Origin of the sequence: Enterococcus sp. BWR-S5 (assembly GCF_016745255.1) — a bacterium.
Taxonomy (GTDB): domain Bacteria; phylum Bacillota; class Bacilli; order Lactobacillales; family Enterococcaceae; genus Enterococcus_L.
Genome location: NZ_JADOEQ010000012.1, coordinates 149,614 through 160,037, shown reverse-complemented (window position 1 = coordinate 160,037; position 10,424 = coordinate 149,614). Strand labels below are relative to the sequence as shown.

13 protein-coding genes and 1 other RNA gene are annotated in these 10,424 nt (G+C 35.2%); 4 read left to right on the top strand and 10 right to left on the bottom strand.

Features of this window, described 5'->3' with window-relative positions:
* Positions 1 to 168: 168 nt before the first annotated feature.
* Positions 169 to 1,275, bottom strand: coding sequence for a ComEA family DNA-binding protein (locus IW510_RS14390; RefSeq protein ID WP_202060790.1), 1,107 nt, complete (start codon positions 1,273 to 1,275; stop codon positions 169 to 171).
* A gap of 480 nt (positions 1,276 to 1,755) precedes the next feature.
* Positions 1,756 to 2,235 (bottom strand): hypothetical protein, encoded by a 480-nt coding sequence (locus tag IW510_RS14385; RefSeq protein WP_202060782.1) that lies wholly within the window; start codon positions 2,233 to 2,235, stop codon positions 1,756 to 1,758.
* Between the two features lie 370 nt (positions 2,236 to 2,605).
* On the opposite strand from IW510_RS14385, the gene IW510_RS14380 reads away from it, so the two are divergent.
* Positions 2,606 to 2,818: a tyrosine-type recombinase/integrase gene (locus tag IW510_RS14380; RefSeq protein ID WP_202060803.1), complete on the top strand. Its 213-nt coding sequence runs from the start codon at positions 2,606 to 2,608 to the stop codon at positions 2,816 to 2,818.
* Between the two features lie 213 nt (positions 2,819 to 3,031).
* Here IW510_RS14380 and IW510_RS14375 read toward each other — a convergent pair whose 3' ends face one another.
* Both IW510_RS14375 and IW510_RS14370 read right to left on the bottom strand, forming a co-directional pair.
* Complete coding sequence (locus tag IW510_RS14375; protein ID WP_202060780.1) at positions 3,032 to 3,505, bottom strand: SMI1/KNR4 family protein; 474 nt, start codon at positions 3,503 to 3,505, stop codon at positions 3,032 to 3,034.
* On the bottom strand, positions 3,502 to 3,723 hold the full coding sequence (locus IW510_RS14370) for a hypothetical protein (RefSeq protein ID WP_202060778.1): 222 nt from the start codon (positions 3,721 to 3,723) through the stop codon (positions 3,502 to 3,504). Before IW510_RS14370 ends, IW510_RS14375 begins: the two co-directional genes overlap by 4 nt.
* A 661-nt stretch (positions 3,724 to 4,384) precedes the next feature.
* Here IW510_RS14370 and IW510_RS14365 point away from each other — a divergent pair.
* Both IW510_RS14365 and IW510_RS14360 read left to right on the top strand, forming a co-directional pair.
* On the top strand, positions 4,385 to 4,927 hold the full coding sequence (locus IW510_RS14365) for a hypothetical protein (RefSeq protein WP_202060776.1): 543 nt from the start codon (positions 4,385 to 4,387) through the stop codon (positions 4,925 to 4,927).
* Between the two features lie 110 nt (positions 4,928 to 5,037).
* On the top strand, positions 5,038 to 5,526 hold the full coding sequence (locus tag IW510_RS14360) for a hypothetical protein (protein ID WP_202060774.1): 489 nt from the start codon (positions 5,038 to 5,040) through the stop codon (positions 5,524 to 5,526).
* Between the two features lie 177 nt (positions 5,527 to 5,703).
* Here the strand turns inward: IW510_RS14360 and ssrA are convergent.
* The 4 genes from ssrA to IW510_RS14340 all read right to left on the bottom strand — a co-directional run bounded on the left by ssrA (position 5,704) and on the right by IW510_RS14340 (position 7,803).
* Positions 5,704 to 6,068, bottom strand: a transfer-messenger RNA (tmRNA) gene (ssrA, locus tag IW510_RS14355).
* 198 nt (positions 6,069 to 6,266) lie between these two features.
* Positions 6,267 to 6,689, bottom strand: a complete 423-nt coding sequence (locus tag IW510_RS14350; RefSeq protein WP_202060772.1) for a VOC family protein — start codon at positions 6,687 to 6,689, stop codon at positions 6,267 to 6,269.
* Positions 6,690 to 6,767: 78 nt separating this feature from the next.
* The gene (locus IW510_RS14345; protein ID WP_202060770.1) at positions 6,768 to 7,244 is read right to left on the bottom strand and encodes a GAF domain-containing protein; all 477 of its coding nucleotides are present in this window, start codon (positions 7,242 to 7,244) and stop codon (positions 6,768 to 6,770) included.
* 121 nt (positions 7,245 to 7,365) lie between these two features.
* Positions 7,366 to 7,803 carry an EbsA family protein gene (locus IW510_RS14340; protein ID WP_202060768.1) on the bottom strand — a complete coding sequence of 146 codons (438 nt, stop codon included), beginning with the start codon at positions 7,801 to 7,803 and terminating at the stop codon, positions 7,366 to 7,368.
* Between the two features lie 82 nt (positions 7,804 to 7,885).
* On the opposite strand from IW510_RS14340, the gene IW510_RS14335 reads away from it, so the two are divergent.
* A complete protein-coding gene (locus tag IW510_RS14335) occupies positions 7,886 to 8,299 on the top strand; it encodes a ribonuclease HI family protein (protein ID WP_202060766.1) in 414 nt (137 codons plus the stop codon).
* A gap of 29 nt (positions 8,300 to 8,328) precedes the next feature.
* On the opposite strand, the gene ybaK is transcribed toward IW510_RS14335, so the two are convergent.
* Both ybaK and IW510_RS14325 read right to left on the bottom strand, forming a co-directional pair.
* Complete coding sequence (gene ybaK / locus IW510_RS14330) at positions 8,329 to 8,817, bottom strand: Cys-tRNA(Pro) deacylase (protein WP_202060764.1); 489 nt, start codon at positions 8,815 to 8,817, stop codon at positions 8,329 to 8,331.
* A gap of 118 nt (positions 8,818 to 8,935) precedes the next feature.
* A complete protein-coding gene (locus tag IW510_RS14325) occupies positions 8,936 to 10,108 on the bottom strand; it encodes a class I SAM-dependent rRNA methyltransferase (protein WP_202060756.1) in 1,173 nt (390 codons plus the stop codon).
* Positions 10,109 to 10,424: the final 316 nt, after the last annotated feature.

Below are 10,424 nucleotides of genomic sequence, written 5' to 3'. Positions count from 1 at the left end.
TTGGTAGCCTTTATCTAGTATATCGAAAGGAGTTTTATCGCTAAAGCTACTTCTTCCACGCGCAGTACGCGTGGTTTTTTTGTTTCAATCACTTTAGTGATTGAAACCGACTAAAGTCATTAATAAGAAGAAAGAGGACCGCTAAACAGCTAGTCCTCTTTGCTATATCTAATACACGTTAGTTGTCACTCCTGGTAGCAAGCTTGAAATTTCTTTTTCTAAATTATAAACATCCTCTCTCTCAACTGCTCCTGGGCAAATAATCTCCACATAATTTAAGTTAGGGAGTTTTTGAAGAGGAAGATACCTTTCTACACTAAGAGAATAGCCAAAAGAATCGCTGGGTAAAAACACACCAAAACCTTTAAACTGTTTGAGAGTTTCTATTTTTGATAGAAACTCTAAACTATTAAAATCTGAGTAATTTATATTAATATAGCTCAATTCTTTAAATCGATATAGATTTGAAAGAAATTGATCAAGTAAATCCTCTCCTTCCGGCGAAAGAATTTTGTTTCCATAACAATCTATTGAAGATAAATGACAACGATCAAATTCTATACTTTGTACTTTGGGAAAATATTTCAATAACTGTTTACTATACGACATGAGATTATTTCTTTCGGAATAAGCACCCCAAAATTCAAGGCAATATATATTTCTAAGATTTTTAAATGGACTTAAGTCCCTATCCTTAGACAGCCCCTCTTCATAAGTAAACTCAAAACAAATTCTATTCAAATTACCAAGTAAATAGAAATTCTCCATATTTCCATCGAAAACATCTAACTCAAAACTCATAAAATCTATTTTTTTAATACTTTCATAGGTAATCTTCTGGTTAATATTTTCTTCGGACATACTTAGCCCTTGACCTGCCAAACCATATGAAGCAAAGTAAACATCTTTTGCCAACTCATCATTTTGAAACCATTCTTTATATGACTTTGTTTCTGAATCTTTAATAGCAAAAGCTACGTCCTCTGCCCTAATCTTTTCGAGAGTTTTAGCCCCAATTCCTTTTACTCTGATTAAATCATCCACCGACTCAAATGGCCGTTCTTGAACAATTCTTTCAGCTATCACCGGTCCAACACCTGTTATCAATTCTAAATCTTTTTGCTCCGCATAATTCAAATCAACTTTGATTGGTACCTCTGCACTTGCTCTTACTGGTAATATGAACAACATTCCAAAAAATACAAACAGAATCGGTAAGCGCAGCATTTTCTTCGGTTTGATTTCTCTAACATTTACTTTTCCTTTGCTAAACATACTATCTCTCCTTCCATTTAATTAATTTTAGCAACCTTTAAGTTAAAAATAAAATACTTTTAAACATAAAGAAAGAATTGTATTAATCAATCCTTTTTGCGTATCTATAAGTCATATGTCCACCATGAGTTACTTCACCTACTGTAATGTCAGAAACAACGGAGGAATTTCTTGTAAGACGTTTGGTATCGATTCGTATTAATAAAAAGTCTCATTTTATCTCCTTAAAAATACTATCTATAAAAGAAGGATAACCTATCTTATCTATTTATCAATTTCTCTCAACATCAAATCCGCATCAATCAAAACTTTTAAATCAGCGATGCTATTGAACTTAATCTCTCCGGCTTGTAAATTTTTGAGTTATTGTGTAAAAAAAGACCCCAGCTAGGGGTCTTAACAAATATTAGAAATCAAATTTCAAGGTGGTGAACGGAACATCGATACCTGTGTTCACTCAAACTTAACTTCCCTTATATTTTACAACTCAAAATTTCCAGCATCTGTTCCTGCTTCTATCGGAGTGGCTCCATAACCAACCTTTACTCCAATTTTATATTCTACTGATCCAGCTGAATAATTGGTGATAGTAAAAGATTGCTTAGCAACCTCTCCATATTTTGGATTAGTTACGCCATCCTGAATAATATATTCGCTCGCATTCGCAACCCACGTATACTCAGAGTCATTCACCTTCAGAGCAAATACTTCACGATCTCCACTTACTGTTTTCACTCTTAATCGTGTGTTACAGTAGCCTCCTAATCCGATGACTGTTGTTTCAATTCTGTACGACTCCCCATTTTTCAGTGTGATGGTCTCTATCCTAGGAGATGCGAACGGCATAATGGAGGTCATAGAGTTTTCAGCAACAACATCTGTAGTTGCTTCTGCCTCACTACCAATTGTAAAGAATCCTAAGACACCTAAGAAAACTACTAATAAGCTTAACTTTTTCATATATAACATCCTTTCACTATTAATGCCCTTATATTAACACCGATATATAGATAAATCAAAATTATATATAATATAGATTAAAAATCTTTTAGTAATTTAATTCAAACACATAAAAAAGTGGAAATAAGTGATTTTTTTCAGATTATCAGTGAGGAGTCAAAACTTATCATTTGGACACCACAAACAAGTAATTAGAAATGTGTCGTTAGCATAGGTGATACAATCTTTCCAATTAAAAAAGGCGGAAAACGCAAAAAAAAAAGCAGTATTTCTTCCTTGGTTTTAACACGCTAAGTAAGAAACAACTTCTTTCAGTACTCTTCAAAATGATTTTCTTCAACCGACTGTTACAAGAAAATACAGTACTAAAATATTTGAAAAACATGATTTTAAATTCATCACTACACATGGTTTACGCCACACTCATTGCAGTATACTTTTTGAAGCTGGCGCTAGTGATGAACAGGTACAAACAAGGCTCGGACACTCCGACATAAGGATAACAAAAAATATTTACACTCATGTCACCTCTAGGCGTAAAGCAGAAACTGCTTCTCTCTTTGCCAACTATATGAGCGTTTAAAATAACAGTAAATTTCTTTTGTATCTGACAAAAATGAAACTCAAAAAAGAAAAAAATCAGTCAAAATGAATTCAATACTATCAAACTAAAAATAACGGCGAACAATCGGAAACAGCTTCTATTAATAAGAGGCTGTTTTTCTATGTAAAAGACTGCCCGACAATGGGCAACCTAAAATATCTATTTTTTCTAATTAGTCAGTTAGTTCTTTTATTACTCAGTTAAACTTCTTAAAAACTCTTTAAAATCAGAAAATCCTTTAAAAAATACAGGTTCTAACTCATACGATTCATCGTGTTTCCAAACTCCAACGCTTGGATTGTCTTCATTATCCTTAAAATCTAAGCAAAGAAAATCTCCGCCAAGCAAACTTGCAATAGGCAATAACTCGACTCCAACTAAATCCTCATTATCGGTCAATCTTTCTTCTATCTGTGATAGGACAACATCTATGTCATACATAGCCAAGTCATTTTGCTTGCAATCCTCTAAAATACATAGAAATCTTTCAATAACATATTCGTGCGAATTGATGGTGACGACATTTGTTATCGGTACTGCGCCAGCATTTATAGAGATAAACTCCTTATACTCAGATGGTAAGGAAACTCTCCAGTAGCCTTCTTCCTTTTTAATAACTTCTTTGGTTGGTAATGGTAAGATTACCGATGTTTCATCTATTTTCATATTTCTTGCTCCAAACTATTATTATCGTTGACAATCTGCGTTTTTATTCTGAACCGGTCTAAAAGTCGCTTGGCTTTCTCTTGAATCGTATTATCGATATCAATAATCAAGTCATTATAAGTGAACAGATAGCCCGCATCCTGAAATATATCGAGAGCTCTCGATATAACCACATTTTTGACAAGATGTTTCTCTCCCGGTAAGAATTCTATATACAAGGTATTTACACCTGCTTCCATGTTTGGTTTAATAGACTATAAGAACAATTAAAAGAGATTTTTTTCTACACTTTATCTAAAACTTTCTTCTAAAACATTAAAACAACGGTGGGATAAATTTTTTTTCACTTCTGCCTCTCGTTTATTGGTTCTTTTCATTTTGAACATACTCATTTTTGTTTTTCTCCACTCTTTAACGGCAATTTATGCAGATAAACACTTTTTGAGGTTTATAGGAATCATATTTCTAGTATCACTATTGATAAACGTACCTGTTTTCTATCTTCTTATGAGAACAGCTGACCTAAACTTTATTAAGGAATTTGGTTTTATCATAAATTTAACAACTATGATATTTTCGTTATAATTTTTTAAGGCAATTCTCAAATTGATACAATGATGATTAATACTATCCTTTTCTTCGTTTATCCAATAAACAACGGTTTTAAATTTATGGAATATTTCTTCCTAAAAAAAGCGCCGTAAAATCTTTTATAAATGATAACATAAATGACGAAAATGATATAACTGTTCCACCTTATAAACCATACCGAAAATATAAGTAATTAATTCTTAGTACTTCTACATTTGACTTAGTATTTACAATAGCTTTCAAGTTTTGTTTAAATGGTTATGAGAAAAAACACAAGGGGGGCAATTCATGATAAAAAAAGTTATTTCCCAACTAATAACTTTTATTATGTCGGCATATTATTGGTTTTATGGTTTTTTCTTTCCATTTATGGTTGTTTTATTCAATATTATTTTAATAATGTTTTTAGAATACTATGCGATACCTAAACTCTTATATCCTGAATTTGTTCGTGAGCACTATCTCAGATTCTTTTCTATAGTTATTGTAGTAACTGCATTTTTCGATTTGTTTATGATTGTCATTACGATTCAAAAATACTTTAATTTTCATATTGATTTTTCAGCAAAAGTTTTTGACTTATTTTCATATTTAGTATCTGCTTTGATTTTAGGAGTCGCATTATCAAAAGTAAAAGATTCAATAAACATAATGCTTCTACAGTCTTTCGCTCTTGCCGTTTATCCCGCAAATGGTGCCATACGTTTCTATAAACTGTGGCACACTCCTAAAAAATATAAAGAAAAAGGCAAGAATGAAATTTCAAAATTTAAGAAAACAAATGCACATACTGAGAAAAGTAATTACCACCCCCACCGAAAATATAAATAACCATTCTCACCACTCTAACGTCTTATTGATAAGTGTGTAATAATAATTTACACCTGCTTTCATGTTTGACTTAATAGACTATAAGGAAAATAAAAGGAGGTTGTACAAAAATGAAAAAGAGTGATAAGTTTTCTGCTTTACTATTTCACTTTATATATTTAGTTGGTTTTCCGTACATTATTTCGACAATATTATTCTTAGCCATAGGGAAAAACATCACTTTTTTCCACAATAATGAAAATATGTCACTACTAATGTTTTTATGTTTTTTCATTATCAATTCTAGTGTTGTTGCCTTTTTGCTAAATAATTGGGAAAAGGGAACGGGCTACTTTTTTAAACATCAAGAGTTTATGCCTGATTTGTTCAAGGCTATTGTAGATTTTTCTACATTGTTAATTACTTATCTAATGTTCACTTTTAGATTATTTGATGATCCAATTATTTTGGAAAATATCAATTTTAGTACAAACACTTTCTTACTTATGATTTATCCCCTTAATTTAGGTTTTAGGCTTTGGGAACATATATTCAAAAAGAAGAAAGTAGAGAAAAGCAAAACCAACTCGGAATATACCCCACATCGAAAATACAAATAACTATTCCCATCGCTCTAACCTCTTAATCAGTATTTAAAATAACAATAAATTTCTTTTGTATCTGACAAAAAAGAAACTCAAAAAAGAAAAAAAGTCAGTCAAAAGTCGGTCAAAAATAAAAAAATAAGAGCTAAAACGCCTGTGATTCCTTACAAATCAACGTTTTAACTCTTCAAGGTATGGAGACGGCGGGAGTCGAACCCGCGTCCAAACATATTGTCACTTAAATTTCTACGCTCATAGTTTAATGCTTAGGTTTCGCTAAGAGTTCTGGCACTAAACAAACATCCTTCTTCGCTAGTCTGATAATCTCTTCTGAATTTTACAGACGGAAAAATTCAGCGTATCCCACTAATTTTGAGACCCTTACTCGAGCACATGGGCGATGCCGAGAGGATCTTCACCCGCTGGTTTTACGCAGCTAGAGCGAAAGTATTGTTTTCGTTTTTAGCAGTTATATTTAACTGTAACGTTTTTACGTAGACGTAACCTACGAAACGCAATTCAAGCTCAACTATGCCTGTCGAATCCGTAACGCCCCCAGATACTTTGGTGCTTTAATAGTATAACATAATTGTTAAAATAATCAAAATAGTTCAGAGTAAATTTCCTATAAGAAAATCGAGAATGGACACTCTTATTTTCCCATTCTCCTTCCCTTCACGCTCTGGAAAAAAGAACATCAGACAGCCTCCGATAAATAGACTGTCTGATATATCTGAATTCCTAATAGTTATCGACTAGGACTCCTCTTTATAATAAGAAAACATCCAATTGATGCCAAATTTGTCTGTCAGCATTCCATACTTTTTAGTCCAGAATGTCGGCCCTAACGGCATGGTTACTGTTCCTTCTTCTGCAAGCAAACCAAATTGGCGATCAATTTTCTCTTCATCATCCGTGCTGACCACCAATGACACATTATTTCCTTTCACCAAAGGCATTCCCATTCCATCTGGTACATCGGAAAACATCACATACGTTCCTTCGATAATCATGCTCGCATTCAAAATCAAATCCTTCATTTCCTCTGTTACTGGATGCTCAGGGTCTTCAGGCATCTCTCCAAATGTCATGATATTCGTTGTCGAAGTATCAAAGACTTTTTCATAAAGCTTGATTGCTTCAGCTGCTTCATTTTTGAAATTTAAATATACTTCCATTGTTGCTCCGTCCTCTCAATTTTTTCTTTATTATCTCATGAAGAGAGGATCGTTACGAAGCATCTGCTCCTGGAAGAATTAGAAATTTGATTGGTCAATCAAAACGGCAGCAAATTTTTCCAAATACTCTTGATCGATTGCGTCATAGCTGAAGGTTACACCACTATCAATATCCAATACACCCAGAAGAACGCCGTCCTTAACCATCGGCACAACAATTTCAGACATTGCTGCTGAATCACAGGAAATGTAGTTTTCATGGGTTTTGACATTATCAACAATCAATGTTTTCTGCTTTTCTGCTGATTCCCCGCAAACACCTTTCCCCAACTTAATTCTAGTACAAGAAACCTTTCCCTGAAAAGGTCCTAAAACCAGTTCATCTCCATTATATAAATAATAACCGGCGAAAACCGTATCTGGTAATGCATCTGCCAATAACGCAGATGAGTTGGCCAAATTCGCAATGACATCGTGCTCGATTTCTGTCAGGCCAGTTAATTGTTGAATCATCAATTCATAGGTATCTTTTTTCTGCTTCTCACTCTTCCACATTTTCCCTATCCTCCACTGTTCCTACATTTTTTTACTATATTAGCCTATTTTTCCCAAAAATAAAAGGTGTACAGAAAATTATTCACAATTCTCCGTACACCTAAGCCCCAAGCTATGCATGTCAATGCTCCCCTAATTTTAACTGGTCATCATAGACAATTTTATCAGTCAATGACTTCTCCTTCAGTGCTTCAATAAAGCCTTCCTTCTGTTTTTTTGGCATAATGAAAATGCGTGAACCAGAAGAAAATGCCTCTGAAACAATCTCAATACTCTTTGTTCCTATTTTAATTGTTTGTATACTCTCTAGTCGAAGCTCTTTTTTACGGAAAGGAAGCAAATAATGAATCACTACACCTCGATCCGTCAATTTGAAATAACGATTGAGCCCCAATAAAGCAAAAACGAAAAAAACAGCCAACACAATATTACTTACCAGGTAAGGTCTTGTATATTCTAAAGACAAAATCAAACTCAGAAATAATATAGCGAATGTGCATGACCAAGAAATGATGGCCATTGACAATTCCGGCTGCCAATGATATTTTTTTTGTTTCATATAGCGACCCCTTAACTGAAAATTCATATGATATAATAGTAGCACACTTGTGCTTCAAACAGAAAATATAAAGGAGAAAATTATGTTACGAGTTTATGTCGATGCTGCAACAAAAGGAAATCCAGGTCCCAGCGGCGGCGGCGTTGTTGTTACCGGTACGTTCAATGACGAAGCCATCCACGAACAGCTCCATTTTCCTTTGGGTACTTGTTCGAACCATGAAGCAGAGTTCCGAATTCTGCTCGCTGCCCTGGAGTGGCTAGTTGAGCAACACTACACACAAACGACGATTCTCCTTCATTCTGATAGCAAGGTTACTGTTCAAACTATTGATAAAAATTATACAGGAAATCCGATTTTCCAGCCTTATCTGGCCAAATTTAAAGAATTGGAGCCGCACTTCTCCATGCTGCTCGTTCAATGGATTCCGGAAAATAAAAACAAAGGCGCGGACACTCTGGCTCGACAAGCGTTAAGAAAGTTTTTCAAAACCTAGACAACATCACCTGTCCGCCAAAGCATCCATTATACTGCCGTAATGTCAGCAACCTTTCCCTTTGTCAGCTGAACAATATCCTGCGGTCTCAGCTCCATTTGTAAGCCTCTTTGCCCTGCAGAAACAATAATCTCCTCATACCTTTCAGACTCATCAGAAAGATATGTAGGAAACAGCTTTTTCATCCCAATAGGTGAGCAGCCGCCGCGAATGTAGCCGGTTGTGTCCTCCAAGTCTCTCAAATGAAGCATCTCGACCTTCTTATTGCCACTGACTTTCGCCAGCTTTTTCAAATCAAGTGCCTTTGTCCCTGGAATCACCGCAACAATTGGACCAGTCTTATTGCCAATTGCAACTAACGTTTTAAATATTCGGTTTTCGTCAACCCCCAGTAACTGCGAGACACTGTCTGTTCCAAGGTGCTCCTCCGTCCAAGGAAATTCATACTCTTTATATTTCACACTTCTTTGCTCTACAATACGCATCGCATTTGTTTTATGTTTCTTCTTTTTAGCCATACTCTCACCTTCCAGCTAAATCATTCCATTTAAAAGCAATCACAAGAGAAAAACACACTCAATCGTTTAACGGCTCTTTCTCATGTCTTTCATGCTTCCAAACGCAAAATATTTTCAGTTACTTCTCAATTTTCAAGAATAGAACTTTTAGATAACTGCCCTCAGGAAAATGCGGATTTACTTTAAAATCAGCGGGCAGCTGATAAATCTTCTCAATTTTATAAGAAACATTTTTTTCCTTCAATGCAAGTTCAACCATTTTACGGAAACGCTCCAACGAGATATTCGCTGCATTCGTTGATGCAATAATTGAGCCTTTATCAGATAAAATATCAACAGATTGTTCAATCAACTCGCCATAATTTTTGGCTACAGTAAATACCTTTTTCTTGTTCCTAGCAAAGCTAGGCGGATCAAGAACGATACACTCATAGGTCAGTTCTTTTCGCTTTGCATATTTAAAGTATTCGAACACATCCATTACAACAATTTTCTGCTGAGCAGTCGGCAGCTGATTCACTTCAAATTGCTCAGTTGTTTTGCTGAAGCTGCGTTTCGCTAAATCCACACTTGTAGTCTCAGAAGCTCCGCCCATTGCAGCCGCCACTGAAAAGGCACCTGTATAGCTAAACATATTTAACATACTTTTCCCGCAAGCATAGCCATTAATCAGTTCATTGCGAACCTCTTTCTGATCCAGAAAAATACCTGTCATCAGCCCTTCATTCAAATAAGTCGCATACGTTACACCATTTTCAATGATTAATAGCGGCTCATCTGCTTCTTTTCCATATATAAACTGAGACTCTGAAAAACCCTTGGCTTGAAAACGGATTTTCTCATACGCACCAACAATTTCTCCAAACACCTTCTTAAAGCTATTCACAATTAGTTCACGATGTGTATAAATCGTCTCATTGTACCATGAAAAAACAGCATACTCATTATACCGATCAATCGTCAACCCACCGATACCGTCTCCTTCACCATTAAACAGGCGATAAGCCGATGTTTGCTCATCCAGCTCATAAGCCTGACGGACAGCTTTTGCCTCTTGAAAAAGCTCTTCAAAGAACGCTGCTGTTATTTTTTCTTCCCAGCTTAACAGCCAGCCAATTCCTTTATTTTGCTTGGCTAAATAGCCATGAGCAATAAACTGTCCGGACCCATCGGTAAATTCCACCCAGTCTTCTGGAAAATTCTGAGGTACATTTCTTATATCTTCTTCTTGAATCAGCGGATAACCACTGCGGAATTTTGCCGCTGCTTGTTTCGTTACTTGAATTTTCACACACTTTTCTCCTGCTTCTTTGTCATCGGCTTAATCAATCAACCGCAGTAAAAAGTATATCAAAAAAAACAAGCAGTGACAAAAGAACCTCATTTTTTGACCTCCACAATCACCAAGTATACCTACCGCAACTACTCACCCCATTTTCACTAGCCAACAGTTCCGGTTGCTCCTCAGCAATCATCGTTCTCTCCGTTTAAACATCTAAATACTAAAATTATTCTGGTCTTTTTGAAAATAACAGTCATTTACCTTCCAAACTATCGCATCTCAGCATAAACTTCTAAGCCAAATAGCCCCATACCACGCCCTATTT

What these genes read in the sequence shown, in the direction of transcription:
- IW510_RS14360 (WP_202060774.1), top strand. Translation starts at nt 5,038, where the DNA reads ATGAAAAAGAGTGATAAGTTTTCTGCTTTACTATTTCACTTTATATAT.
- IW510_RS14390 (WP_202060790.1), bottom strand. Translation starts at nt 1,275, where the DNA reads ATGTTTAGCAAAGGAAAAGTAAATGTTAGAGAAATCAAACCGAAGAAA.
- IW510_RS14385 (WP_202060782.1), bottom strand. Translation starts at nt 2,235, where the DNA reads ATGAAAAAGTTAAGCTTATTAGTAGTTTTCTTAGGTGTCTTAGGATTC.
- IW510_RS14375 (WP_202060780.1), bottom strand. Translation starts at nt 3,505, where the DNA reads ATGAAAATAGATGAAACATCGGTAATCTTACCATTACCAACCAAAGAA.
- IW510_RS14365 (WP_202060776.1), top strand. Translation starts at nt 4,385, where the DNA reads ATGATAAAAAAAGTTATTTCCCAACTAATAACTTTTATTATGTCGGCA.
- ybaK (WP_202060764.1), bottom strand. Translation starts at nt 8,817, where the DNA reads ATGGCTAAAAAGAAGAAACATAAAACAAATGCGATGCGTATTGTAGAG.
- IW510_RS14335 (WP_202060766.1), top strand. Translation starts at nt 7,886, where the DNA reads ATGTTACGAGTTTATGTCGATGCTGCAACAAAAGGAAATCCAGGTCCC.
- IW510_RS14345 (WP_202060770.1), bottom strand. Translation starts at nt 7,244, where the DNA reads ATGTGGAAGAGTGAGAAGCAGAAAAAAGATACCTATGAATTGATGATT.
- IW510_RS14350 (WP_202060772.1), bottom strand. Translation starts at nt 6,689, where the DNA reads ATGGAAGTATATTTAAATTTCAAAAATGAAGCAGCTGAAGCAATCAAG.
- IW510_RS14340 (WP_202060768.1), bottom strand. Translation starts at nt 7,803, where the DNA reads ATGAAACAAAAAAAATATCATTGGCAGCCGGAATTGTCAATGGCCATC.